Origin of the sequence: Chryseobacterium salviniae (assembly GCF_035819015.1) — a bacterium.
GTDB classification, from domain to species: domain Bacteria; phylum Bacteroidota; class Bacteroidia; order Flavobacteriales; family Weeksellaceae; genus Chryseobacterium; species Chryseobacterium salviniae.
In genome coordinates this window covers 1-25,264 of the sequence record NZ_JAYLAA010000059.1, presented here as the reverse complement: position 1 = coordinate 25,264, position 25,264 = coordinate 1, and the positions used below count along the sequence as shown (strand labels likewise).

Below are 25,264 nucleotides of genomic sequence, written 5' to 3'. Positions count from 1 at the left end.
AATGAATAGTTTATACATTCTACCAATTGTTTTTATAATACTTTTCGCTTTTGAAATATTCTATTTTAAAATTGCGGATAAATATAATATTATCGACAAACCCAATCATCGCAGTGCCCACTCGCAAATTACCCTCCGAGGAGGCGGAATCATTTTTCCTATCGCCTTTATCATCTTCTGCATATTCAACTATAAAGTAGCATTGGAGATGTATTGGTCTTTCGGACTTGGTTTATTGGCGATATGCCTTGTCAGTTTTATTGATGACATAAAAACATTATCCGGGAAAATAAGAATTTCAGTCCATTTTTTATCGGTTGCACTTTTACTGAACTTTACTGGTACTTTTGATACAATGCCGATTTGGGTATGGCCGATATTCTTCATCATGATTATAGGTACGCTCAATGCCTACAATTTTATGGATGGGATTAATGGTATTACAGGCGCTTATACTTTGATAACATTAGTAACGCTTCTGTATATCAATCATGATATCATTTCATTTACGGAGGAGAACTTTATTATTTATGCAATATTGGCATGTTTGGTGTTTCTCTTCTATAATTTCAGGAAAAAGGCGAAATGCTTTGCCGGAGACGTAGGAAGTATGGGAATAGGATTCTGGCTGATTGCATTAATTACCCTACTCATTATGAAGACCCAGGATTATAAATATATACTCCTTTTTTCAGTATACGGAATGGAGGTTGTTCTTACGATTATAGAAAGAATGATGCTGAAAGAAAATATATTTGAAGCGCACAGGAGGCATTTGTATCAATTGCTTGCCAATGAAAAGAAAATGTCTCACCTGGTTATCAGTGCAATTTATGCGGTCACTCAATTAGCGGTCAATCTATTTTTGATATACTCAAAACTGCCGGTTTATGCTGTTGTTTTAGTTATATTTGTTCCGCTCGGGAGTATCTATTTGTTCCTTAAATTAAAGCTGAAAAAGAAAGTACAACCAACTGTAATTAAATAATATGAAAATAAAACAAACACCTCTGAAAGACTGTTATATAATTGAACCAACAATTTTTGAGGATGAAAGAGGGTATTTTTTTGAAAAGTATAATGAGAATAGATTTGAGGAACTTACCGGAATGAACGGCCACTTTGTTCAGGACAATATATCCAAATCTTCTTATGGAGTCATCCGCGGGATTCATTTGCAGAAAGCAGAGCACGCACAGGCAAAATTGGTTTCTTGTTTGGAAGGCAGAGTTTGGGATGTAGCAGTAGATTTGAGAAAGGAATCGCCCACTTTTGGAAAATGGTTCGGAATAGAGCTTACGGCAGAAAATAAAATACAGCTCTATGTACCAAGAGGATTCGGGCACGGGTTTTCTGTATTGAGCGAGACAGCTGTTTTCGCATATAAATGTGACAATTTTTATAATAAAGAATCAGAAGCAGGAGTTATTTATAATGATCCCCTTTTGAATATCGACTGGATCGTTCCCGCTGAAGATGCTGTTTTATCTGAAAAAGACCAGGTTTTGCCTCTCTTTAATCAGAACTAAAACTTAATACCATATCAGGCCATTCTTTTCGGGTGGTCTTTATTTTTTCTGCAGGACTCTTCAATATTTTGTATCTTTGCCAACTCAAAATCAAAAAGATGCGTACAAAATCTGTAGGGAAGAAGAAAATCAATGTGGTAACGCTTGGATGCTCCAAGAATGTTTATGACTCTGAAGTTTTGATGAGCCAGCTGAAAGCCAATGGAAAAGAAGTTGTTCATGAAGACAAAGGAGATATTGTGGTAATCAATACCTGCGGATTTATAGACAATGCCAAAGAAGAATCCATCAACACCATTCTTGATTATGTAGAGGCTAAAAACAGAGGAGAGGTAGAAAAAGTATTTGTTACAGGATGCCTTTCAGAACGCTATAAACCGGATTTAATTAGAGAGATCCCAGATGTAGATCAATATTTCGGAACCAGAGATCTCCCGATTCTGCTTAAACATTTAGGTGCAGATTATAAGCATGAGCTTGTAGGGGAACGCTTAACAACCACTCCGAAACATTACGCTTATCTTAAAATTTCCGAAGGCTGCGACAGGCCCTGCTCGTTCTGTGCAATTCCTTTAATGCGAGGTGGACACGTTTCCACACCGATTGAAAAACTTGTGGTAGAAGCTCAAAAGCTCGCTAAAAAAGGAACAAAAGAATTGATTCTGATTGCCCAGGATCTTACCTATTATGGATTAGATATTTATAAAAAACGTGCGCTTGGCGACTTACTCAAAGAATTGGTAAAAGTGGAAGGAATTGAATGGATTCGCCTGCATTATGCTTTCCCAAGCGGATTCCCGGAAGATGTGCTTGATATTATCAGAGAAGAAACGAAAGTCTGCAACTATATCGATATCCCTCTTCAGCATATCAATTCGGAACTTTTGAAATCCATGAAAAGAGGAACTACCCAAGAAAAGACAGATGCGCTGCTGGCAAAATTCAGAGAGAAAGTTCCGGATATGGCAATCCGTACAACCCTTATCGTAGGATATCCGGGAGAAACGGAAGAAATTTTCCGGGAATTAAAAGACTGGGTAAGAGCACAAAAATTCGACAGGCTCGGATGCTTTACTTATTCTCACGAAGAAAATACCGGGGCTTACCTATTGGAAGACGATATTCCACAGGAAATTAAAGAAGCGAGGGTAGAAGAAATTATGGAAATACAATCGCAGATTTCGTGGGAAAAGAACCAGGAAAAGATCGGGAAAGTATACCGTTGTATTTTCGACCGTAAAGAAGGGAACTATTTTATAGGCAGGACAGAGTACGATTCTCCGGATGTAGACAATACAGTTTTGGTGTCTGCTGAAAACACTTATATTTCAATCGGAGAGTTTGCAAATGTAAAAATTACTTCTGCCGAAGAATTTGATCTTTACGGAGAATTAATTATTCAATAAGTCTAATAAGTCCAATAAATGCAAATTGTGATTTATTAATAAAAATTAATATAGAAAATAATTAATTTTAATAATTTAATTAAATGATTATCAGGTATTTATAATTTTTTGAATTAAATTATTAAAACATTTTTCATCTTTTGTTATTGTAATTATTCTAAAAATATTAATTTAGCAGAATAAAAATTTATTCAAAACTATATATGAGAATATTAGTTTAAAACAAGAATAGCGCAGGTTGGGAATAGATCCTGATTTGTACATTTTGATTTGGTTAAAAATATAATTTAAATCTTTAAACACTTATGAGAAAAATTTTATTAACAACGACTATGTTGGTCGGATTTGTTGCAATTACTCAGGCTCAGCAAGGAAGAGTAGGGATTAACACAAATACTCCTGCTTCAACTTTAGATGTTGTAGGTACGCCTACGGACGCAACCAGACCGGACGCATTATTGGTTCCTCGTTTGACGAGAGGTCAGTTACAGGCAAAAGATGCTGTGTACTTAGCTGCTCAAAACGGAGCATTGGCTTTTGTTTCTTCAATTGCTGATGGTACAGCTTCCGGAAAGGCAGTTAACGTAACTGCTACAGGATTTTATTACTACGATGCTCCAAATTCTGTTTGGAAGGCTGTAGGCAATTCAACCACAAATTTTCAAATTCAGAAAACAAGAATTCATTCTGCTGTTGCACCAATTACATGGGCTTCTGATGATTATTCCGTAGTTACTACTGCTCTAGGAGGTCAAAGTCAGTTACTATTACCAGCAGCAAGTACTCTTCCATTATTTTCCACAAGGTGTATATCTAATAATGGACCGGGTAATGCGGGGTGGTCTACTACTGCCGTAGTTGGTGAAACAAGACCTATTAATACTGTGCCTACAACTTTTGCTTCTGGATCTGGATTTTGTTTTATTGTTGCTGATAATGGAGGAACAAATGTTTGGACAATTCTTTCTGGAAGATAATTAACATTTAGTAATAATTAAACAGCAAAAAAATGAAAAAAATAATATTCGCTTTTTTGGCAATATCTGCTAATACATTTATTAGTGCTCAAGCTATTTCAAATGGAGCTATTGCAAATACAATTCCCAATGAAAATGCATTTATGGATGCATCAACAAATAATGATTCCACTATTAATGATGGTAAAGGATTAATTTTTCCACGTACAGACCTTACCCAGTTTACATTCAAAACAGCTAATGCTGACGGTATTCTTTTCCCTACTTACTTTGACGGAATGGTAGTTTATAACTCAGGAACTGGTAATACCGTATCAGGTAATGGTATTGTAACGTCAGTAACCCCAGGATTCTATTATTTTAGCAATCCAAATGGTGCTGCTAATCAGAATTTAACAACAGGACAATGGCTACCATTAGGTCAGTCTCCTAAAGTAAACATTGGAACAACAGAAACAGTTACCAGCACATCTATTAACAATGCTCAGGTATATGCTATAAGAGGATCTTTTACAGCTGATGGATCCACTACTTCTGTTAATATTCCGGCACCTACAGGAATGACAGCTTTATATGGAATTACAATTTTCAAAGCAGGAACCAATTCAGTATATGATAGAAGTTTATATTCTTACACGGTTGCTACTACTCCAGGAAACGCTATTACAGGTTCTCCGAACATAGCAGTTGTGTATCCGGCCGGAACTTATGATTATGTACTAGAATATTTTAAATAATAAATTAAGATATCAACACGAAATGAAACCGATGAGAAACGTCTCATCGGTTTTTTTAATTATACTAAGTGAATAATTCAAACTTTTATAATACGAAAAGAAACTTTACATTTTATATTAATTGCTTTAAATCTACCAATTAGGCAATTTATAATAGGACCCTCTATTTATAATATTATTGAAAGTTTCTTATATGAGGTCATTACTATTTGCTTGAGCCAAAAATCAATATATGACATCTTGATAGATAAAATTTAAATACATTAACTAATTGATTTGTAATAAGATAATTATGTTAAGGACTTTCAAATTTTAAGCGTTAAGTTAAAATTATTAACTTTTATCATTTATTTTTAACATTTTTTAACATTAGTAGATTTAATTCTGTAAATCAGATAGTTGTGTAATTTATTATGTTTTTTTTAACTTTTTTTTAACTTTTGTTAACGTTTAAAGTAGGCTCATTGAAAGATTCCTGATACATTTGCCCCGTCAAACAATAAAAGTTCAAAATGATGAAAAGATTAATTCTCGTAATCATAATGATGATTTCAACCTTTGGTATTTATTCGTTCAAAATGAATGCCATAGATGCGAAAAAAACAAGTTATGCATCGTACTACCACGATAAATTTAACGGTAGAAAAACGGCCAGCGGAGAAATCTTTGATAATGCAAAGTTCACTGCAGCCAACAGAACGCTTCCTTTTGGAACAAACATTAAGGTAACCAACCTGAACAATGGTAAAGAGGTAATTGTGAAGATTAATGATAGAGGGCCATACCATTCTGCAAGAGCTTTAGACATGTCTAAAGCAGCGTTCGATGAAATCGGAGATATCAATAAAGGTACAATTCCGGTAGAATATGAAATTGTCGATTAATTTTATGATTTAAAGTAAAAAAGCCAACTTTTTCGCAGTTGGCTTTTTTGTTTTCTATCATGTGCTGATTATAAGTCGATCTCCACGAGTGCCGGACAGTGATCAGAATGTACCGCCTCCTTTAAGATAACCGCTCTTGTAAGTTTGTCCTTTAAAGCATAGGAAGTAAAATTATAATCCAGTCTCCAGCCTTTATTCCGTTCTCTGGAGTTTTGCCGGTAGCTCCACCACGTATAATGATCGGGTTCGTTATTAAAAAAACGGAAACTGTCAATCAGTTCGCATTCATTAATGAAATTCGTCATCCATTCTCTTTCCATCGGTAAAAAGCCGGAAACATTTTTTAATCCAGCCGGATTATGAATATCAATCGCTTCATGGCAGATATTAAAATCCCCTGAAATAATAAGGTTGGGGATTTCTTTCTTTAAATTTTTGATATAGTCTAAAAAATCATAGCAGAACTGCATCTTGAAATCCAGCCTTTCAATATTCGAAGCAGAAGGAACATAAACCGAAATCGCAGAAAACCCGTCAAAATCCGCACGGATCACTCTCCCTTCACTATCGTAGTCTTCAATACCGCAGCCATATTCTACATGGTTAGGTTTTATTTTAGAGGCTATTCCCACACCGCTGTAGCCTTTTCTTAGTGCGGAATGCCAATAGCTGTGGTAACCGAGTTTTTCAAGGCTTTCAATATCAATTTGATCGTTTCCTGCCTTGCTTTCCTGAATGCAGATGATATCGGGATCTGCTGTTTTCAGCCATCCTAAAAAATCTTTGGTAAATGCTGCCCTGATTCCGTTGACGTTATAAGTAATTAATTTCAAAATTTTAATTTTTTCAAAAATACAAAATGAAAATTGCTTATCAGGTCTTAAAATAGTTTCGGGCGGAAAAATCGAAGATTTTTCCGACCGAAACATGGTATTAATAAAAGCCATTGGCAAACTGCCAAAAGCCATCCGCTATTTAGGTTCCAGAATACTAATCGGAATAATACACTCTTCCAGTGAAATTCCGCCATGCTGGTAGGTTTCCTTATAATAATTCACAAAATGATTATAATTCTTAGGATACGCCAGGAAAATGTTATTCTTGGCAAATATATATTTCGAACTTAAATTTCCTTTTGGTAAAAACAATTTTTCCGGATTGGTGATAGCCCAGACATCGCTGTCATCATATGTTAAGCTCTTTCCTGTTTTGTAACGGATGTTGGTTGAAGTTTCCCTGTCGCCGACTACCTTACTCGGTTTTTTTACATAAACCGTTCCATGGTCTGTAGTGATCACAAGTTTAAAGCCGTTTTCAGCAGCAACCTTAATAATCTTCATTAATGAAGAATTCTCAAACCAGTTTAAAGTTAATGATCTGAAAGTCTTGTCATCACGAATTAATTGATCAACAATATGATTGTCTGTCTTCGCATGAGAAAGAATATCAATAAAATTATATACGATTACTAAAAGATCATTATTTTTGTGCTGGTTAAAATCATCGTAAATCTTTCGCTCAAAATCAGCATTCAACACTTTAAGATATTTCATGGATTTAGAACTCAGGCCAATTCTTTTCATCTGGTCCTCAAGAAAATCACGCTCAAACTCATTTTTATTTCCTTCCTCATTATCATTAAACCATTTATCAGGAAAGCGTTTTTCAATTTCAGAAGGCATTAATCCTGCAAAAAAAGAATTTCTTGCATACTGCGTTGCTGTAGGAAGAATACTGTAATAATAATCTTCGGAAATCTTATTATAATATTTTGTAAACAACGGCTCAATTACCTTCCACTGATCATAACGGAGATTGTCAACCATTAATAACAAAACCTTTTCCTTTTCAACTTCAGGTTTTATCTTTTCTTTAAAAAGAGTATGGCTCATGATAGGTTTTTCCGAATCGTGAAGCCAGTCTTCATAATTATTTTCAATAAACTTCGCAAACTGGATATTAGCCTCTTCCTTCTGCGACTGTAGAAGATCGGCAAACTCATTATCTGTTACTTTATCAAACTTAATTTCCCAATTCAGGATTTTCTTGTAATATTCTGCCCAATCCTGATACGTTCTGAGGTAAGAAAGTTCCATGGAAAGGTTCCTGAATTCCTGCTGATATTGAAGGATGGTTTTCTGCTCAACAAGGTTATCCTGCTGAAGGTTTTTCTTTAAAGAAAGCAGAATCTGGTTGGGATTTACAGGTTTCAGAATATAATCTGCAATTTGCGATCCGATGGCCTCCTCCATAATATGCTCTTCTTCACTTTTGGTTACCATCACTATTTTTAAAGAATTATCCTTATCCTTGATCATAGGGATCGCTTCAAGTCCCGATATTCCGGGCATATTTTCATCAATAAGTGTTAATGCGAATTTTTCAGAATCCATAAGCTCCAGTGCCTCGTTTACATTGTTCACGGGAGTTATCTGGTAGCCCTTTTTTTCAAGGAATACAATGTGAGGTTTAAGGAGATCAATTTCATCATCTATCCATAATATCTTTTCCGACATAAAATTTATTTTTTTACATGGTTATTGTATCAAATTGCCGACCAACTATCATTAAAATCTGCCAAAATGAACATGTGTAAAGTTAAATATAAGTTAATGAAAACTGCAATAATTCCCGATAATAATTCTTCCAAAATTTCGGTGCGGTTTTTTAATGCAATTTTAAACAAAGCCCAATTTTAAAATCCCTAAATTTGTTTCTAAATTCAGACATTTTCCATGCAAAATAAACTCAAAATCATCAACGATCCGGTTCACGGTTTTATTAGAATCCCACACGAAATCCTATTTGATATTATTGAGCATCCTTATTTTCAGCGGTTAAGAAGAATCGGGCAAACCGGTCTTCTCAATCTCATTTTCCCCGGAGCAACCCATACAAGATTTCATCATGCACTTGGAGCAATGCATCTCATGTTCACCGCCTTGGAAACATTAAAGCAAAAAGGGGTGAAAATATCGGAAAATGAAGAAAAAGGTGCCATGCTGGCAATTTTAATGCACGACATCGGCCATGGTCCGTTTTCTCATGCACTGGAAAGCATGCTGATGGACGACTGGCATCACGAAACGCTTTCCCTGTTGCTGATGAATCGCCTGAATGATGAATTTAAAGGCGAACTTTCCTGTGCCATTGAAATGTTTCAGGGAAGATATCATCGGAAGTTTTTCAATCAGCTGATTTCTTCGCAGCTTGATGTCGACCGGCTGGATTATCTGAAGCGCGACAGCTTTTTTACGGGAGTTTCCGAAGGAAGCATCAATACACAGCGTATCATTTCCATGATGAATGTCTGTGAAGAAGGAGAGCTGGTAATAGATGCAAAAGGAGTATATTCTATAGAAAATTTTCTAACGGCCAGAATGTTCATGTATTGGCAGGTGTATTACCATAAAACGTCTGCACTTGCTGAATTTTTACTGGTAAAAATCCTGGAGCGCGCCAAATATATTGTTTCCAAGGGGATTGAGCTTCCGGCCGGTGATAATCTCAAATATTTTCTCTACAGGGAAAAAAGTGCAGCTACTGATGAAGATATCATGAGGTTTACCCAACTGGACGACAATGATGTGATTCAGGCAATGAAATTATGGCAAAATGCCGAAGATCATATACTGTCATACTGGTGTAAATGTGTAATCCAGAGGAACCTTCCCAGAACAATTATCTCATCACACCCTTTTGAACAGAAATTCATTAACGAAAAAATAAAAAAAACCAATAATTTTTTCGGAATTGATAATGGTGATAAACTCGTCCATGAAATTAAAAGAAAACTACTTCCATATGATACTGAAAAACAGCCGATTTATCTCCTGAAGAAAAGTGGTGAAAAGATAAGGCTTGAGGAATCAGAAGACCAGCTTTTATCAGGGCTCATGACTAACAACAACAAACGTTATATCCTCACCTATCCACGCGATATTTAAAGCATATTTTCTTAAATAGTATTAAAATTTTACTTTCCGAAAACCAAAAAATGTTTGCGAATTACAGAATTTCTTATCTTTGCAGAATATGGAATTTACAGCTTCGCAAATTGCAAGTTTTATTGACGGAAAAATAATAGGTGACGAGAGTGCACTTATTACTGGTGTTTCACCTATTGAAAGTGGGGAAACAGGGCATCTTTCTTTTATAGCACAAGATAGATTTACGCATTATTTAGACAGCACAAAATGCTCGGTGATTATTGTTTCAGAAAGTCTTATTACCAAAAATTCTTATACTCCTACCATTATATCGGTGAAAGATGCCTATCTTTCTTTCCAGATACTCATGAACCTTTATCAGGAAATGCAGGGGAAAAAAGAAGGCATTGAAAATGGCTCTTCAATACATGAAACGGCCATGATCGGTGAAAAAGCTTATATTGGTGCCTTTACGTATGTTTCAGAAAAAGCGAAAATTGGGGAAGGATCCCAGATTTATCCACAGGTATACATAGGTAAAGGAGTGAAGATCGGTAAAAACTGTAAAATAGACAGCGGTGCCAGAATTTATGATTATTGCATTATTGGAGACAACTGTGTGATTCATTCTAATACGGTAATCGGCGGAGACGGATTCGGTTTCCAGCCCACACCGGAAGGCTTCAAAAAAATTCCGCAGCTGGGAAATGTTATTATTGAAGATGATGTAGAAATCGGCTCAAACTGCAGCATCGACCGTGCAACTATAGGCTCAACCGTAATTGGTAAAGGAACAAAAATCGATAACCTGATTCAGATTGCACATAACGTAAAAATAGGTGAAAACAATGTAATTGCGGCACAGGCAGGTATCGCAGGATCTACTACCATCGGAGACTGGAACCAAATTGGCGGCCAGGTAGGTATCGTAGGCCATATAAAAATAGGAAATCAGGTGAAAATTCAGGCTCAAAGCGGTGTAAACTCCAGCGTAAATGATAGAGAAACATTGTATGGCTCACCGGCAATCAATTATAATGATTATCTGAGAAATTACATTCATTTCAGAAACTTTACTGAAATCGTTAATAGAATAAAAAATCTTGAGAATAACTCAAAAGATTAAACTAATGAGTGATATGCAAAAAACGCTTCAGCAGGAAGTAACACTTTCCGGGATCGGACTTCATACTGGTAAAGAAGTAAAACTTACCATGAAACCGGCCAAAGAAAATACAGGTTTCGTTTTTGTAAGAACAGACCTGGAAGGGCATCCCCAGGTAGAAGCAGATGTAAACTATGTAGTAGCCACAGAAAGAGGGACAACATTAGAAAAATTAGGCGTAAAAATTACAACCTGTGAACATCTTTTAGCTGCTTTAGTAGGTTGTGATATAGACAATGCGATTCTGGAAATGGATGCTTCCGAACCTCCAATCTTAGACGGATCTTCAAAATATTTCGTTGAAGCTATTGAAAGCGTAGGTGTTATAGAACAAAATGTTGCCAGAGAATATCTGGTTGTGAAAGAAGTACTTACCTATAATGACCCGGCTACTGGGTCTGAAATCACAATTATCCCTTCAGATACATACGAAGTTACAACAATGGTAGATTTCGGAACTAAAGTTTTAGGAACCCAAAATGCCACGCTTAAAAATATTTCAGAATTTAAAGATGAGATTTCCTCTGCAAGAACTTTCAGCTTCTTACATGAACTCGAAATGCTGTTAGATCACGGCCTTATTAAAGGGGGGGATATTTCTAACGCCATTGTATACGTAGACAAAGATCTTACTCCCGAAACTACGGAAAAGCTGAAAAAAGCTTTCGGAAAAGACAATGTATCCATTAGATCAAACGGAATTCTTGATAATTTGAATTTAAATTATCCTAACGAAGCGGCAAGACACAAGTTACTCGACGTGATCGGTGACCTCGCTTTAGCAGGAGTAAAAATAAAAGGAAAAGTGATTGCCAACAAGCCGGGCCATTATGTAAATACCCAGTTTGCCAAAAAACTTAACCGACAGTGGAAACTGCAGAAAAAAAAGAACGTTCCCGATTTTGACCTTACCAAAGAACCTGTTTTTGATATCAACGGAATCATGAGGCTTATGCCGCACAGACCCCCGTTTTTGTTAATTGACAAAATTCTTGAGCTTTCAGACTCTCATGTAGTAGGATTGAAAAATGTAACCATGAACGAACCGTTCTTCGTAGGACATTTTCCGAAAGAACCTGTAATGCCGGGCGTTTTACAGGTGGAAGCATTGGCGCAGACAGGTGGTATCCTGGTATTGGCTAGTGTTCCGGATCCTGAAAATTACTCTACCTATTTCATAAAAATTGATAAAGTAAAATTCAAAAGAAAAGTAGTGCCGGGGGATACTATTATTTTCAAGATTGAATTGATCGAGCCGATCAGAAGAGGAATTGTCCACATGCAGGGCTACGGATATGTTGGAGATACCATTGCTGTAGAAGCAGAATTAATGGCTCAAGTTGCAAAAAATAAAGTTGATTAAATGATTCATCAATTAGCAGCCGTAGATAAGCGTGCGAAAATCAGCAAAAATGTAATCGTAGAACCTTTCACTACCATTGCAGGAGACGTAGAAATAGGAGAAGGAACCTGGATCGGTCCCAATGTTACCATCATGGATGGAGCAAGAATTGGTAAAAACTGCAGAATTTTTCCGGGAACGGTAATATCCGCTATTCCTCAGGATCTGAAATTTGATGGGGAAGATACCCAGGTGATTATTGGCGACGAAACTACCATCAGAGAATGTGTTACCGTAAACAGAGGAACAAAAGCACTGGGATTTACCAAAATAGGTAAAAACTGCCTTATCATGGCAACATCGCATATTGCTCATGATTGTGTGATTGGTGACCACGTTATCATTGTAAACGGTTGCGGTATTGCAGGACATGTAGAAATTGGTGATTATACCGTAATGGGAGGTTTATCCGCAGTTCATCAGTTCGGTAAAATCGGCAAGCATGTAATGATTTCCGGTGGAACGCTGGTAAGAAAAGATATCCCGCCTTATGTAAAAGTGGCAAGAGAGCCAATGTCATATGCAGGAATCAACTCCGTAGGACTAAGAAGAAGAGGATTTACCAACGAAAAAATATTTGAAATCCAGAAAATTTACAGAGCCATTTTCCAGATGAAAATGAATGTTTCACAGGCAATTTCCCATATCGAGAAAGAAATGCTTCCTACCGCTGAAAGAGACGAAATCCTTCAATTCATTCAGAACTCTCCGAGAGGAATCGTTAAAGGCTACGGAACCGGAAGAGAATAATTCAACAAAAATCAGATATGAAAATTTTAATCTTTTTTATGATGCTTTCAGCAACTACTGTATTCGGTCAGCAGACGGAAGGATTAAAAACTCAGAAAACAACGAAGGCTTCCATCATGGAAAGAAAACTTCCCGAGAAGTCTAAAGACAGCCTTGCCAAAAGTAATTTTAAATCTATCCTGAAAAAGGATAATTCAAACTCTGTTTTTGGAACGGCCAACCCCTATAACTCCGAAATTCAGATGAATGTGAACCGACTTCAGAATAATGTAAATACGTTCAATAACAATACATTCAACAGAATGATGCCGCAGGGAGAGGGAATACAATTTAACAAAAGAAAATAATTATATACAAAAATTAATGGCAACAAGCAACGATATCAGAAAAGGACTTTGCATTGAGTACAGCAACGATATTTATAAAGTTATCGAATTTCTTCACGTAAAACCGGGAAAAGGCCCTGCTTTCGTTAGAACAAAACTAAAATCAGTAACCAACGGAAAAGTAATCGACAACACCTTCTCTGCAGGTCATAAAATCGACGAAGTAAAAGTAATCACCAGAAAATACCAGTATCTATACGATGATGAGAACGGATTCCACTTCATGAATAATGACGACTTCTCTCAGCTGTACCTCAACAAGGAGATGATCGAAAACTCAAACCTTATGAAAGCTGGTGAAGAAGTGACAATTATCCTGAAAGAAGCAGATGAAACACCTCTTTCCGCAGAATTACCGCAATCTGTCTATCTGGAAGTCGTGGAAGCCGATCCGGGAGTAAAAGGGAATACAGCCACCAACGCTCTTAAAAACGCTATCGTTGAAACAGGAGCAAGGGTAATGGTTCCTTTATTTATCGAACCGGGAGACAAAATCAAAGTAAGCACGGAAGATGGTTCTTACTTAGAAAGAGTTAAAGAATAATTTAATACAATCTACAGAAATTCGGTCTGCAATTGCACTCCGAATTTTTATTTATAAAAGTTTCAAAGAGTTCATAGGGACAATTTATACAAGAATCGGATGAAGTCCGATTAGTTTTAAATATTTAAGAAAAACATGAAGGTTAATCTTGACATGTTTGATAACTAAACATCATTAAAAATATGACGTTTCATCAGCCACAAAAACTTAAAACAATTGCCGAAATTATCGGAGCTAAATATATTGGTCCCGAAGATTTTGAAGTACTCGGAACCAATGAGATTCATAGGGTAAGACCAGGAGATATTGTTTTTGTAAACCACCCTAAATATTACGATAAAGCCCTCAATTCCGCAGCCACAATTATCCTTATTGATAAAGAAGTGGAATGCCCGGAAGGAAAAGCCCTTTTGGTTTCCGATGATCCTTTCAGGGATTTCAATAAAATCAATACCCACTTCACGAGAATTTACAACTTCACAGAAGAGCTCCATGATGTGGAAATCGGAGACGGAACTCATATTCATCGTTCAGCAGTAATTGGAAACAATGTTAAGATCGGAAAAAACACCCTTATCTTCCCGAATGTTGTAATCGGTGACCGAACGGTGATCGGTGATAATGTTATCATTCAATCCAATACGGTTCTCGGAGGTGATGCTTTCTACTACAGAAAACTGGACGGAAATTTTGACCGCCTGATCTCTGTTGGCAATGTCATCATTAAAAACAACGTTGAAATCGGAAACGGATGTACCATTGACAGAGGAGTAACGGATTCTACGGTTATCGGAGAAGGATCAGTGTTAGACAACCAGATCCAGATCGGGCATGATACCGTAATCGGAAAAAAATGCCTTATTGCGTCCCAAACGGGAATTGCCGGCTGCTGTATCATTGAAGATGAAGTTACTATTTGGGGACAGGTGGGAATTGCATCGGGCCTCAGAATAGAAAAAGGTACTGTGTTACTCGCCAAAGCAGGTGTAAACAGGGATTTATCTAAAGGAACCTATTTCGGCTCCATTGCAGAAGACTTCAGAACCTATCTGAAAAAAGAGGTTAAGCTGAGAAATCTCAAATAAACAAATTGTTTAGATTTATCTTTAATCAAAGAAATTTAATTAAATTTGTGTGCATTTAAAAATTAATAAATAAATTAAATAAATAATAAAATGTCAATTTTAGTAAACAAAGATTCTAAAGTAATTGTACAAGGATTTACGGGAAATGAAGGTACTTTCCACGCAAGCCAGATGATCGAATACGGAACCAACGTGGTAGGTGGTGTTACTCCGGGAAAAGGAGGAAGCGAGCACCTTGGAAAGCCGGTATTCAATACAGTAGCTGATGCGGTGGCAAAAGCCGGAGCAAACGTGAGTATCATTTTCGTACCGCCTGCATTTGCAGCTGATGCCATCATGGAAGCTGCGGAAGCAGGAATCAAAGTTATTGTATGTATTACCGAAGGTATTCCTGTAGCAGATATGGTGAAAGTAAAATCTTACATTGCCGACAGAGACTGCAGATTAATCGGTCCGAACTGCCCGGGAATCATTACATCTGAAGAAGCTAAAATTGGTATTATGCCAGGTTTCGTTTTCAAAAAAGGTAAAGTAGGTATCGTTTCAAAATCAGGTACCCTCACGTATGAAGCTGCAGATCAGGTTGTAAGAGCCGGTTTCGGTATTTCTACAGCAATTGGTATTGGTGGAGACCCAATTATCGGGACAACTACCAGAGAAGCTTTGGAATTATTCATCAATGACCCTGAAACGGAAGCGGTTGTAATGATCGGAGAAATCGGTGGTGGTCTTGAAGCAGAAGCTGCAAGATGGTACAAAGCCAGCGGTTCTACAAAACCTGTAGTAGGTTTCATTGCCGGACAAACTGCTCCTAAAGGAAGAACAATGGGCCACGCAGGTGCTATCGTTGGTGGTGCTGAAGATACCGCTCAGGCAAAGATGGAAATCATGAGAGAAAACGGTATCAATGTAGTAGATTCCCCTGCTGATATTGGTGTTACCGTGGCTAAGGTTTTAGCATAATTTTAAATATATACACAATGAAAAAATTTTTATTACCCTCCGCCTTGCTATTGTCGGGGATGTTTTTTGCACAAATCGACTTCAGCAGTACAAGATTCGGAGTCTCTGCCGGAGCCAACCTTTCGGCAGTAAAGAATGCTCACAATCCCTCTGGAAGAAGGTTTACCGTACAGGCGGGAGCTTTGGCTTTAATTCCTGTAGGCAGCACGAATCAATTCTTCTTTCAGCCTGAAATCCAATATTTCGGGGCCGGAGAAACAGGAAAAGATAAAGATGCTAAAGGTAAGGATGGTTATGATGCTGTTTATGCCAATGATTATCTGAGCGTACCAATCAGCTTTAAAGCCTATTTTTCTGAAGCGGAATCAGAATTCTTCGGATTGATAGGACCGCGATTTAATTTCTTGATTAATCAGCGTGTAAAAGATGCACCGGTATCAAGGCCTTATTACGATCCGGATGTTACAGTAGCATCCCTGCCGAATGTCAACGGAAAAGCAAACAGCTTTAACTTTGGAATCGGCTTTGGTTTTGGTTACAGCTACAAAAGACAGCTGGAGATAGCGGCAAGATATGATTTTGGGCTTTCCAATACCTATCCGGGACTTGATAAAGAGCCGAACGGAACCGATAAAAGTAAATCTGAACAGGTTCTCAGTGTAAGTGTAAACTACATTTTCAGATAAGAAATTTCAGATTTCAAAACATAAAAATTCCCGAAGCTTGCTTCGGGAATTTTATTTAACATTCGTAATAATAATTCATCCTTTAATCCACCTCCAGAGTTCTTTTAGTGTAGCTTTATTCCCATACATCAGGATTCCAACCCTGTAGATCTTTCCTGCCAGGAAAATCATAAAAATAGTTGTTCCCAAAAGTAAAGCGATTGATAGCGCAATCTGCCATGCCGGAACCCCAAAAGGTATTCTTGCAATCATTGCAACAGGGGATGTGAAAGGAATAATCGAAAGCCAGAATCCAAGTGGGCCATCGGGATTATTCATCAGCGAAAAACTACCATACATTCCCAACATTAAAGGAAGAATAGCAAAAAGCGTAAACTGCTGTGTTTCCGTTTCATTATCCACCGCCGATCCAATAGCTGCGTAGATAGAGCTGTAAAAGATATATCCCAACAGGAAAAAAACGATAAAAACAAAGATAATCAGCGGAAAATTAAGCTCCAGCAAACTGTGGGAAACCTGAGTGGCAATTTGCGCAACATCAAGCTTATCTGTAAGTTCTTCATTTGTCCCCGGAATATTTTTCTGAATGGAAGAAAATCCGGTATTTAAAACCAGAGCACCGATTACAGACATGGTGATCCAAACTACAAACTGCGTTAAGGCAACCAGCGTAACCCCTAAAATTTTTCCCATCATCAGCTCAAATGGCTTTACCGAAGAAATGATAATTTCCACGACACGGTTGTTTTTTTCTTCCAGCACACTGCGCATCACCCGAACACCATAGATGATGATAAACATAAAAGTAACATACATCAGAAGAATGCTCAATCCGCTTTTTACTCCAAATGCGAGATCGGAATCTTCCTTATTATTCTCAGAAACATTAATTGTTTTCAGGGTAAAGCTTTTATCAAGATTAATAAGCTGTGTTTCTGCAATGCCCAGTTGTTTTATTTTTTCCTTCCTGATAACCTCATTAATATCGGAGATGATTTTTTGTTTTGTGTCAAAGCCTATCTTATTATTGATAACAAGCCTTGTATTTTTTTGAAGATCATCAAAATTCTTATTTTTAAGTTCCGGCAAAACTAAAATTCCGTCTAAGGATTCATTACCTTTAAGATTATTGATTTTCGATTTTTCATCCGCAGCAGAAACAAAAATATATTTCAATTGTTCGGAAGATTTCAGCTGATTGGTAAATAATCCGCTTTTATCCACCACTTCAATAACGCTGTGAGATTCATTAGCCTTAAACATTAGGCCGATAACCGCCCCGAAAGCAACAAGAAGAATAGGAGCCAGAATAGTTAATATAATGAAAGATTTTTTCTTAACCTGAGTCAGAAACTCTCTTTTTGTAATTAAAAAAATATTATTCATAATTAAATAGTGCTGCTTACTGCATTAATAAAAACTTCATTCATACTTGGTATTTTTTCTTCAAACGAACGTACTTTTCCTACATTAACCAGATCAATGAGAATATTATTCTGATTCGTTTCATTCTTTAGATCAAAGGAAATGAGATTATTTTCATTAATGATATTGAATATCTGATATTTTCTTTTAAAATGTTCAAGCTGAATATCCTGTACTTCCGAAAGTGTAATTCCGAAAATATTTTTCTTGAATTTTTCCCTTACATCGAATACCCTTCCGTCAATAATCTTTTTAGAATTATTAATAAGCGCCACATAATCACACATTTCTTCAACGCTTTCCATACGGTGCGTTGAAAGAATTATGGTGGTGCCGTTATTTTTCAGTTCAATGATCTGATCTTTAATAAGATTCGCATTTACAGGATCGAAACCGGAGAAAGGCTCGTCCAGGATCAGAAGATTGGGTTTATGAAGGACTGTAACTACAAACTGGATCTTTTGCGCCATTCCTTTTGAAAGCTCAGAAAGTTTCTTTTTCCACCATTGATCGATATGCAGCTTATCGAACCATTTTTTGGCTTCATTCAAAGCATCATTTTTAGTCATTCCTTTAAGCTCACCGAAATAAAGAAGCTGGTCGCCCACGGTCATATTTTTGTAAAGCCCTCTTTCTTCAGGCATATAGCCAATATCCTTGATATGATCCGGATTGAGTTTCTGTCCGTTGATCATAATATCTCCCGAATCTGCTTGAGTAATTTGATTAATAATACGGATGAATGAAGTTTTGCCGGCTCCGTTCGGGCCCAAAAGACCATACACGCTTCCTCTCGGAACATGAATGCTGAAGTCGTCCAATGCTATTTTTTTGCCTGCATTGTAAGTCTTTCTGATATGTTCAGCTTTTAGCATTAAATTGTTTTTACTGATTAGTAGGAAAAGTTCCGAAAGTTACGGAATTATTGAAAACAGATTAATCTAAAAGAAAAAATCCTGATGATTATCAGGATTTAATTATTGTTTTACGATTTGTGTAACCTTTATCGTGTTGTCACTCAATATATAGCGGATCAGATATTTTCCGGGTTTTAATTTTTCAATATTAATTTCTCCCGAATTCATATTTACAGCATAATTGGCAACCTGATTTCCTAAGATGGAATAAAAAGTTACACTTCTAATTTTAAGATTAGAGTCCTTGGCCTTTACAATCAAAAAGTCCTTTGCAGGATTGGGGTAGGCTACAAGAACACCGTCATCAGCTTTCTGGGAAAATGCTGAAGGCTCCTTTATCTGAGCTTTTGCATTGTTGGAAAATCCAACAAAAGCAGCTAAAAAGATAAATAAAAGTAAAAGTTTTTTCATCAAATTACAATTTCTATAAATATATTAAAACAAAATTAAGCAATTCTACAATCTCCTGCAATACTTTTTTGTTTAAGTTGTAGTAAATTTGCATTAAATTTCATTCAAAAAGTATTCCAAATGATACATTCAAGAAATAGAAGGCTGAGAGTAAATGAATCTGTCAGAAGTCTGGTAAGAGAATCCATCCTTACTACAAGTGATTTTGTAATGCCGGTCTTCGTTATGGAGGGCGAAAATAAAGAAGAACCGATTGCATCGATGCCCGGAATTTTCAGGAGAAGCATTGATCTGACAGTAAAAGAATGTAAGGAGTTATTTGCTTTAGGAGTAAAAGCGGTCAACTTGTATATGAAAGTTTCAGATGATCTTAAGGACAATACCGGAAAAGAAGCCTGGAACAAAAACGGATTAATGCAGAACACGATCAGAGCGATAAAAGATGCTGTTCCGGAAATGGTGGTGATGCCCGATGTAGCACTCGATCCTTATTCCATTTACGGTCATGACGGGATTATTGAAAATGGCAAAATCGTTAATGATGCAACCAATGATGCGTTGGCAAGAATGTCTGTCTCACACGCAGAAGCCGGAGCAGATATTGTAGCACCGAGCGATATGATGGACGGAAGAGTTCAGGTAATCCGCGAAGCATTGGAAGAAAGCGGATTTACCGATGTGGGGATTCTAAGTTATGCCGCAAAATATGCCAGCTCTTTTTACGGACCTTTTAGAAGTGCTCTGGACAGTGCCCCGAAAGATACTATGGAAATTCCGAAAGATAAAAAAACCTATCAGATGGATTTTCACAATTCGCGCGAAGCATTGAACGAAGTTTTCAAAGATATTGAAGAAGGAGCGGATATTATCATGATTAAACCAGGGCTTCCATACCTGGATATTGTTTCTAAAGTTCGTGAAGCGATCGATCTTCCAATTGCAGTTTACAATGTAAGCGGAGAATACGCCATGGTAAAAGCAGCGGCGCAAAACGGCTGGCTGGACAACGATAAGACCATTATCGAAAGCCTTACCTGCTTTAAAAGAGCCGGAGCAGATATGATCTTCACCTATTTTGCGAAAGAAGCAGCAATGATTTTAAACAGATAATCTCATCAGATAAAAAGACACCTCATTTCGGGGTGTTTTTTTTATTGTTTTTGTAAAGTAAACAGTTACATTTTATATATTTGCTTCATGATTTTACGAGGAGAAAACTTAATCAAAGAATACGGTCCGAAAAAAGTTGTAAAAGGTGTATCCGTACAGGTTCAGCAGGGAGAAATTGTTGGGTTGCTCGGTCCGAACGGAGCCGGAAAAACCACTTCTTTTTACATGATTGTAGGATTGGTTAAGCCCACTTCAGGAAAAATTTTCCTGGATAAGCAGGAAATCACCACTGATGCCATGTACCGCAGGGCACAAAAAGGTATCGGATATCTTGCGCAGGAAGCTTCTGTTTTCCGTAAGCTTTCCGTGGAGGAAAATATCATGGGCGTTTTGCAGCTGACAAAACTTTCCAAACGGGAACAGCAGATTAAATGTGACGAGCTGATTGAAGAATTCTCATTACAGCATGTCCGAAAAAACAGAGGAGATCTTTTGTCCGGAGGAGAACGCCGTAGAACAGAAATCGCACGTTGCCTTGCTACGGATCCAAGCTTTATCCTTTTGGATGAACCTTTTGCCGGAGTAGACCCGATTGCGGTTGAAGATATTCAGAAGATCGTAAGAAGTTTGGTAGATAAAAACATCGGAATTCTTATCACCGACCATAACGTACAACAAACGCTGGCTATTACCAATAAAACCTACATCATGTTTGAAGGAAGGATCCTGAAGGAAGGCCTTCCGGAAGAGCTGGCCAACGATCCGCAGGTAAGAGAGGCGTATTTGGGGGAAAACTTCGTGTATCAGAGTATTTTGGATAAGCCTAAAAAGAAAAGCTATGCCTATAACATTTGGGCCGGAAATTTCGATTCTAAAGCACAGCTGCAGGAATTTGTGAACCAGAATTTTGCACAATTCGATGATCTGAGATTAATGTACGGTTTTGAAGATATCAGTTTTGCCTCACTGGGAAATTCGGAAATTCAGCATATTTTCAATGATGTGGTTGATAAAACGGCCAATAATGCTTTTGTATTTCAGAAAAAAGAGATCAATTCCCAATACTCATTGGAACAGGCGGAAGCAGAATCTAAAGCTGCAAGCAGACAGGAACTGCATTATCTTACCACTTATGTCTTTGAAAATTAATTAAAGCAGATATTTGCTGAAAAATAGAATAAAACGTACCTTTTTCTTTGTAAAGCGGTACGTTTTTCAATTAAAAGAATTTGTATGGCAAAACCATTCAACAGAACGGTAACCTTATTCGGGATTTATAAGCAGCTGGTTCCATTCATTAAACCATATCGGCTGATGATTTACGGAACTTTATTTCTTACATTTTTAGGAGCACTTGCTGCCCAGGTAAACCCTTTGGTTCTGAAATATACCGTGGATGAAGTCACAAAGCTTACCCGGCTTCCGCATCCGATGTCGGAAGGTATTCATGTTTTGATCGTGATATCTGTTATTTTATTAGGAAAAGAATTGCTGAATATTTTTATCAATTTCGGACAGAAATTTTATGGTGAAAAAATCAGGATTAATGTAAGTTCGGTATTGGCGCAATCGGCAATTGACAAAATTCTTCTTTATCGTGTTGCATATTTTAATGATGAAAACCACGAATCGGGAAAGCTTCAGATCAGGATCGACAGAGGAATCGAAAGTTTAACCAGGCTCGTTCAGAATTTTTTCATTGATATGCTGCCATTGTTTTCAAATGCTATCATTGCTTTACTCATCATGTACCTTCAAAATATGTATGTCGGGATTGTTTCCACGGTTATTGTCCCGATATATTTTTATGTCAGTTCCTTACAGGCAAAAAAGCTGAGCGGCGTACGAAGAACATTGAGAAACCAGCGTGAGCAGAAAACATCAGGATTATTAAATCTCATCAATTCCATTATGGTAATCAAAAGTTTTGTCCGTGAAAAATTTGAAGGGAAAAAGCAATACGATCTTCAGATGCAGCTGATGGAAAGCCAGATGTTTACAAGGAGAACGAATTTTATTTATGATGGATTAAAAACATTTATCGAACAGTTCGGTGTTGTTTTGATTATTCTTTTAACCGTTTATCTTGTACTCGATCAGCAGATGACCATCGGAGCTATTATGCTTCATATTATGCTTTTTAATAATGTTTCGGCACCGATTCGCCAGCTTCACCGGATTTATGATGATATGAACGATGCTATGATTTATGCCGAAGGGTATTTCGATATATTGAATGCAGATGACGAGAAAGAACCGAACGGAAACTTTGTGGAAAAGGATATTACAGGAAATTTTGAACTGAAAAATATCAATTTTACGTATCCTAACGGAACTCAGGCATTACATGATGTTTCGATGAAAATAGAAAACGGAAAAACAACAGCTTTGGTTGGATTAAGCGGAGCCGGAAAATCTACCATTATCAATCTTTTATGCAAATTTTACCTTCCCGATTCAGGAGAAATTGTTTTGGATGGAGTTGATTTAAATAATTTTGATAATACTTTTCTAAGAAATGACCTTGGATTGGTATTGCAGAAAAATCATATTTTCCAGGGAAGCATTGAAGACAATATCCGGTATGGAAATATGAATGCAACATTTCAGGAAATAGAAGAAGCTGCAAAAAAAGCATACCTTCATGAGCAGATTCTGGATTTACCCAATGGTTATAAACATGATGCTACCCAGCTTTCCGGAGGACAGCAGCAGAGAATTGCTATTGCCAGATTATTCTTAAAAAATCCGCCGATTATTTTCCTTGATGAGCCGACCGCAAGTCTGGATGCCATTGCAACAGAACAGATTAAAAATTCTTTGGATGCTATAAAAGAAGGCAGAACGGTAATTATCATTTCGCATTCTTTATCACAGATTTTAGATTCGGATAAAATATATGTTATGAAAAAAGGAAAGGTAGTGGAAAGCGGAACCCACGACGAATTGGTGCAAATCAACGGAACATACCGTGAAATATTTGATGCTGCTGCAAGAAGCCTGAATCTGGATAGGCTGGTTAATAGTTTTAAAGATAATTAGAAATAAAAAAGTAAAAAGTATTTTTGTTAACTTCTCACTCATGAACGATCATTACCTTAAAAAACTCGACCGCGTCACTGCTATTCTCACTCAGTTACAGTCAAAGCCGATTGTGAGAGCGCAGGATCTGGCCGTAAAATTCGATGTAAGTGTAAGAACGATCTATCGTGATATCAAAACATTGGAGAATGCCGGAATTCCCATCATCGGTGAAGCAGGAAGCGGTTATTCTTTAATGGAAGGATACAAACTTCCGCCGGTTATGTTTACCAAAGAAGAAGTGCTGAGTTTCATCACCGCTGAAAAGCTGATGCAGAAATTTTCCCATCAGAGTTTGGGAAGCCATTACAGAACGGCGATGGAAAAAGTGCGTTCAGTGTTGAAATATTCAGATAAAAACCTTATTCAGAATATTGAAAAACAAATTGATATCTTTAATTATTATCCCGAAACGGAAGACCATATCAAAGATGTCCTTCCGATAGTTTTGGAAAGTATCGCCGAAAAACGGCAGCTAACCATAGAATATAAAACCATTGATGGAAGCGTTTCCATGAGAACGATTGAAGCGGTAGGCGTTTTCTTTGAGTTTAACTATTGGTATATTATGGCTTTCTGTACGCTGCGCAACGATTTCAGACAATTCAGGGTCGACAGGATTTTACAGATCTATAAAACCCAGAATCCTTTTCTACAGGAATACGGCCAGATCAACGACTACCGCCAAAACGGAAACGGAAATAAAACCATCGTAAAGCTTCTCGTTGAAAAAAAGATCATCAACCATCTTTCCAACTCAAAAAAATATTACGGCTTAATTGAAGAAAAGGAAACCGATCTGGGCATGGAACTCACCTTTGAAACAGAATGGATTACAGACGGATTTCCACGATGGCTCATCACTTTTGCAGATTATGCAACCATTCTGGAACCGGAAATTCTTAAAATAAGACTTGCTGAGATCATTGAAGATATTTCAGCAAAGCATCAAAAAACCTCAGCAGATTTGTAGTGCTGAGGTTGATGCAAAAACTTAATTAAGCAGAATATAAGATTTTAAACAAATGATGTTTTATTTGTATTGTTAATCAATACCCGTAATCGGTAGAGCGGCATCAGAAAGCTTAAAATCTCTCCCAAAAAAAAGGCGGTTCCATTCCCAAAGCTCTCAGGTACACGTAGCCTTGTCCGCGGTGATGGATTTCATTATCCACGAAATACAGAATATTCTGGTAAACAGGAAACTCATACTGCCCGAATAAATTGAAAGTTTCCTGGAAACGCTCCTCCGAAATCTGCCCAAAATAACGGTTGATTACTTCTGTTTCTTCATCCCATTTGTTCAGCAGTTCTGCTTTTGTCTTGGGATTAAAGCTTTCTTCATCATGAGCATCCATTTTTTTCTCTACAATCCCTTTCAAAGCCGGTCCGCCAATGCTGATGAGTTCAACTGCCAATTTTGCAAAAGGCCTCATTCCGCCAACGGAGAATTCAAAAAGCTCTTTTTCCGGGAAGGCTTCGATTACTCTTCTTGTAAGATTTCTGTGCCCCTGCCAGTGTTCAAGAAGTTGTTCAGAGGTCATGAATTGTTTCGTGTTAATTGCTGTAGTTGTCATAATTTTAATTTGTTTGTTATTGTTGATACAAAGATAAAACAGGTTGATGACAACAGTTTGTCAGTAGAAATTTCGGTATTGGAAATTTTTTAATTTTTTAAAATATTCTATAGGCTTTCTGCGTTACTGCTATGTATTATGCAATGTTAGGTAAGTAATAATTTGAGAGTGATCGGTCTTTGTGACCGATCATTTCTTTTGATGTCAGGAAAGGAGGAGCATTTTTTTAGGAGCTTATTCCCGCTCTCCGCACTCGCTTTTTTCTTTTTTTCGGGGGGGGGGCGAAGCCGCGCCCCCCCM

The 25,264-nt window shown here is 37.2% G+C and carries 24 protein-coding genes and 1 pseudogene; 19 read left to right on the top strand and 6 right to left on the bottom strand.

Annotation, left to right across the window (positions count from 1 at the left end):
• The first annotated feature begins 1 nt into the window (after position 1).
• The 6 genes from SOP96_RS17930 (at position 2) to SOP96_RS17905 (ending at position 5,533) form a co-directional block, all read left to right on the top strand.
• A complete protein-coding gene (locus tag SOP96_RS17930) occupies positions 2-988 on the top strand; it encodes an MraY family glycosyltransferase (protein WP_326322264.1) in 987 nt (328 codons plus the stop codon).
• 1 nt (position 989) lies between these two features.
• Complete coding sequence (rfbC, locus tag SOP96_RS17925) at positions 990-1,529, top strand: dTDP-4-dehydrorhamnose 3,5-epimerase (protein WP_326322263.1); 540 nt, start codon at positions 990-992, stop codon at positions 1,527-1,529.
• A 98-nt stretch (positions 1,530-1,627) separates the two neighbouring features.
• Positions 1,628-2,935, top strand: a complete 1,308-nt coding sequence (gene rimO, locus SOP96_RS17920) for a 30S ribosomal protein S12 methylthiotransferase RimO (protein WP_326322262.1) — start codon at positions 1,628-1,630, stop codon at positions 2,933-2,935.
• A 332-nt stretch (positions 2,936-3,267) separates the two neighbouring features.
• Entirely contained in the window at positions 3,268-3,912 is a 645-nt protein-coding gene (locus tag SOP96_RS17915; RefSeq protein WP_326322261.1) for a hypothetical protein, read from the top strand.
• A 143-nt stretch (positions 3,913-4,055) separates the two neighbouring features.
• Positions 4,056-4,649 carry a hypothetical protein gene (locus SOP96_RS17910; protein WP_326322260.1) on the top strand — a complete coding sequence of 198 codons (594 nt, stop codon included), beginning with the start codon at positions 4,056-4,058 and terminating at the stop codon, positions 4,647-4,649.
• 512 nt (positions 4,650-5,161) lie between these two features.
• Complete coding sequence (locus SOP96_RS17905; RefSeq protein ID WP_326322259.1) at positions 5,162-5,533, top strand: septal ring lytic transglycosylase RlpA family protein; 372 nt, start codon at positions 5,162-5,164, stop codon at positions 5,531-5,533.
• 68 nt (positions 5,534-5,601) lie between these two features.
• Here SOP96_RS17905 and SOP96_RS17900 read toward each other — a convergent pair whose 3' ends face one another.
• A complete protein-coding gene (locus tag SOP96_RS17900) occupies positions 5,602-6,366 on the bottom strand; it encodes an exodeoxyribonuclease III (RefSeq protein WP_326322258.1) in 765 nt (254 codons plus the stop codon).
• A 138-nt stretch (positions 6,367-6,504) separates the two neighbouring features.
• Complete coding sequence (porX, locus tag SOP96_RS17895) at positions 6,505-8,049, bottom strand: T9SS response regulator signal transducer PorX (protein WP_326322257.1); 1,545 nt, start codon at positions 8,047-8,049, stop codon at positions 6,505-6,507.
• 219 nt (positions 8,050-8,268) lie between these two features.
• Between porX and SOP96_RS17890 the strand changes: the two genes are divergently transcribed.
• The 9 genes from SOP96_RS17890 to SOP96_RS17850 all read left to right on the top strand — a co-directional run bounded on the left by SOP96_RS17890 (position 8,269) and on the right by SOP96_RS17850 (position 16,443).
• The gene (locus SOP96_RS17890; RefSeq protein ID WP_326322256.1) at positions 8,269-9,480 is read left to right on the top strand and encodes an HD domain-containing protein; all 1,212 of its coding nucleotides are present in this window, start codon (positions 8,269-8,271) and stop codon (positions 9,478-9,480) included.
• Positions 9,481-9,568: 88 nt separating this feature from the next.
• Complete coding sequence (lpxD, locus tag SOP96_RS17885) at positions 9,569-10,588, top strand: UDP-3-O-(3-hydroxymyristoyl)glucosamine N-acyltransferase (RefSeq protein ID WP_326322255.1); 1,020 nt, start codon at positions 9,569-9,571, stop codon at positions 10,586-10,588.
• A 4-nt stretch (positions 10,589-10,592) separates the two neighbouring features.
• The gene (locus tag SOP96_RS17880) at positions 10,593-11,990 is read left to right on the top strand and encodes a bifunctional UDP-3-O-[3-hydroxymyristoyl] N-acetylglucosamine deacetylase/3-hydroxyacyl-ACP dehydratase (RefSeq protein ID WP_326322254.1); all 1,398 of its coding nucleotides are present in this window, start codon (positions 10,593-10,595) and stop codon (positions 11,988-11,990) included.
• Complete coding sequence (gene lpxA / locus SOP96_RS17875) at positions 11,991-12,779, top strand: acyl-ACP--UDP-N-acetylglucosamine O-acyltransferase (protein WP_326322253.1); 789 nt, start codon at positions 11,991-11,993, stop codon at positions 12,777-12,779.
• Between the two features lie 17 nt (positions 12,780-12,796).
• Complete coding sequence (locus tag SOP96_RS17870; RefSeq protein WP_326322252.1) at positions 12,797-13,126, top strand: hypothetical protein; 330 nt, start codon at positions 12,797-12,799, stop codon at positions 13,124-13,126.
• A 16-nt stretch (positions 13,127-13,142) separates the two neighbouring features.
• Positions 13,143-13,709 carry an elongation factor P gene (gene efp, locus SOP96_RS17865; RefSeq protein ID WP_027379799.1) on the top strand — a complete coding sequence of 189 codons (567 nt, stop codon included), beginning with the start codon at positions 13,143-13,145 and terminating at the stop codon, positions 13,707-13,709.
• A gap of 182 nt (positions 13,710-13,891) precedes the next feature.
• Positions 13,892-14,794: a UDP-3-O-(3-hydroxymyristoyl)glucosamine N-acyltransferase gene (locus SOP96_RS17860; protein ID WP_326322251.1), complete on the top strand. Its 903-nt coding sequence runs from the start codon at positions 13,892-13,894 to the stop codon at positions 14,792-14,794.
• Positions 14,795-14,884: 90 nt separating this feature from the next.
• Positions 14,885-15,757, top strand: coding sequence for a succinate--CoA ligase subunit alpha (gene sucD / locus SOP96_RS17855; RefSeq protein ID WP_029294782.1), 873 nt, complete (start codon positions 14,885-14,887; stop codon positions 15,755-15,757).
• 17 nt (positions 15,758-15,774) lie between these two features.
• Positions 15,775-16,443 (top strand): outer membrane beta-barrel protein, encoded by a 669-nt coding sequence (locus tag SOP96_RS17850; protein WP_326322250.1) that lies wholly within the window; start codon positions 15,775-15,777, stop codon positions 16,441-16,443.
• A 75-nt stretch (positions 16,444-16,518) separates the two neighbouring features.
• Here the strand turns inward: SOP96_RS17850 and SOP96_RS17845 are convergent, their stop codons facing one another.
• The 3 genes from SOP96_RS17845 to SOP96_RS17835 all read right to left on the bottom strand — a co-directional run bounded on the left by SOP96_RS17845 (position 16,519) and on the right by SOP96_RS17835 (position 19,196).
• Positions 16,519-17,829, bottom strand: a complete 1,311-nt coding sequence (locus SOP96_RS17845) for an ABC transporter permease (RefSeq protein ID WP_326322249.1) — start codon at positions 17,827-17,829, stop codon at positions 16,519-16,521.
• A 2-nt stretch (positions 17,830-17,831) separates the two neighbouring features.
• Positions 17,832-18,743 carry an ABC transporter ATP-binding protein gene (locus tag SOP96_RS17840; protein ID WP_326322248.1) on the bottom strand — a complete coding sequence of 304 codons (912 nt, stop codon included), beginning with the start codon at positions 18,741-18,743 and terminating at the stop codon, positions 17,832-17,834.
• Between the two features lie 102 nt (positions 18,744-18,845).
• Positions 18,846-19,196, bottom strand: a complete 351-nt coding sequence (locus SOP96_RS17835; protein WP_326322247.1) for a T9SS type A sorting domain-containing protein — start codon at positions 19,194-19,196, stop codon at positions 18,846-18,848.
• Between the two features lie 120 nt (positions 19,197-19,316).
• Between SOP96_RS17835 and hemB the strand changes: the two genes are divergently transcribed.
• From hemB to SOP96_RS17815, 4 genes and pseudogenes are all read left to right on the top strand, one after another.
• Complete coding sequence (hemB, locus tag SOP96_RS17830) at positions 19,317-20,306, top strand: porphobilinogen synthase (protein WP_326322246.1); 990 nt, start codon at positions 19,317-19,319, stop codon at positions 20,304-20,306.
• An 87-nt stretch (positions 20,307-20,393) separates the two neighbouring features.
• Positions 20,394-21,119: pseudogene (lptB, locus tag SOP96_RS17825) on the top strand (LPS export ABC transporter ATP-binding protein); the annotation flags it as partial.
• A gap of 501 nt (positions 21,120-21,620) precedes the next feature.
• Positions 21,621-23,348, top strand: coding sequence for an ABC transporter ATP-binding protein (locus SOP96_RS17820; protein WP_326322308.1), 1,728 nt, complete (start codon positions 21,621-21,623; stop codon positions 23,346-23,348).
• A 40-nt stretch (positions 23,349-23,388) separates the two neighbouring features.
• The gene (locus SOP96_RS17815; RefSeq protein WP_326322245.1) at positions 23,389-24,360 is read left to right on the top strand and encodes a helix-turn-helix transcriptional regulator; all 972 of its coding nucleotides are present in this window, start codon (positions 23,389-23,391) and stop codon (positions 24,358-24,360) included.
• Between the two features lie 112 nt (positions 24,361-24,472).
• Here SOP96_RS17815 and SOP96_RS17810 read toward each other — a convergent pair whose 3' ends face one another.
• Entirely contained in the window at positions 24,473-24,964 is a 492-nt protein-coding gene (locus SOP96_RS17810; RefSeq protein ID WP_326322244.1) for a DinB family protein, read from the bottom strand.
• Positions 24,965-25,264: the final 300 nt, after the last annotated feature.

Bases quoted from the DNA above. Each gene is read 5' to 3' on its own strand.
- sucD (WP_029294782.1), top strand. From the start codon at position 14,885: ATGTCAATTTTAGTAAACAAAGATTCTAAAGTAATTGTACAAGGATTT.
- SOP96_RS17905 (WP_326322259.1), top strand. From the start codon at position 5,162: ATGATGAAAAGATTAATTCTCGTAATCATAATGATGATTTCAACCTTT.
- SOP96_RS17835 (WP_326322247.1), bottom strand. From the start codon at position 19,196: ATGAAAAAACTTTTACTTTTATTTATCTTTTTAGCTGCTTTTGTTGGA.
- lpxA (WP_326322253.1), top strand. From the start codon at position 11,991: ATGATTCATCAATTAGCAGCCGTAGATAAGCGTGCGAAAATCAGCAAA.
- SOP96_RS17845 (WP_326322249.1), bottom strand. From the start codon at position 17,829: ATGAATAATATTTTTTTAATTACAAAAAGAGAGTTTCTGACTCAGGTT.
- rfbC (WP_326322263.1), top strand. From the start codon at position 990: ATGAAAATAAAACAAACACCTCTGAAAGACTGTTATATAATTGAACCA.
- SOP96_RS17910 (WP_326322260.1), top strand. From the start codon at position 4,056: ATGGATGCATCAACAAATAATGATTCCACTATTAATGATGGTAAAGGA.
- SOP96_RS17815 (WP_326322245.1), top strand. From the start codon at position 23,389: ATGAACGATCATTACCTTAAAAAACTCGACCGCGTCACTGCTATTCTC.
- lpxD (WP_326322255.1), top strand. From the start codon at position 9,569: ATGGAATTTACAGCTTCGCAAATTGCAAGTTTTATTGACGGAAAAATA.
- SOP96_RS17850 (WP_326322250.1), top strand. From the start codon at position 15,775: ATGAAAAAATTTTTATTACCCTCCGCCTTGCTATTGTCGGGGATGTTT.
- porX (WP_326322257.1), bottom strand. From the start codon at position 8,049: ATGTCGGAAAAGATATTATGGATAGATGATGAAATTGATCTCCTTAAA.
- SOP96_RS17890 (WP_326322256.1), top strand. From the start codon at position 8,269: ATGCAAAATAAACTCAAAATCATCAACGATCCGGTTCACGGTTTTATT.
- SOP96_RS17870 (WP_326322252.1), top strand. From the start codon at position 12,797: ATGAAAATTTTAATCTTTTTTATGATGCTTTCAGCAACTACTGTATTC.
- SOP96_RS17915 (WP_326322261.1), top strand. From the start codon at position 3,268: ATGTTGGTCGGATTTGTTGCAATTACTCAGGCTCAGCAAGGAAGAGTA.
- SOP96_RS17810 (WP_326322244.1), bottom strand. From the start codon at position 24,964: ATGACAACTACAGCAATTAACACGAAACAATTCATGACCTCTGAACAA.
- SOP96_RS17860 (WP_326322251.1), top strand. From the start codon at position 13,892: ATGACGTTTCATCAGCCACAAAAACTTAAAACAATTGCCGAAATTATC.
- SOP96_RS17840 (WP_326322248.1), bottom strand. From the start codon at position 18,743: ATGCTAAAAGCTGAACATATCAGAAAGACTTACAATGCAGGCAAAAAA.
- rimO (WP_326322262.1), top strand. From the start codon at position 1,628: ATGCGTACAAAATCTGTAGGGAAGAAGAAAATCAATGTGGTAACGCTT.
- hemB (WP_326322246.1), top strand. From the start codon at position 19,317: ATGATACATTCAAGAAATAGAAGGCTGAGAGTAAATGAATCTGTCAGA.
- efp (WP_027379799.1), top strand. From the start codon at position 13,143: ATGGCAACAAGCAACGATATCAGAAAAGGACTTTGCATTGAGTACAGC.
- SOP96_RS17820 (WP_326322308.1), top strand. From the start codon at position 21,621: ATGATTTACGGAACTTTATTTCTTACATTTTTAGGAGCACTTGCTGCC.
- SOP96_RS17930 (WP_326322264.1), top strand. From the start codon at position 2: ATGAATAGTTTATACATTCTACCAATTGTTTTTATAATACTTTTCGCT.
- SOP96_RS17880 (WP_326322254.1), top strand. From the start codon at position 10,593: ATGAGTGATATGCAAAAAACGCTTCAGCAGGAAGTAACACTTTCCGGG.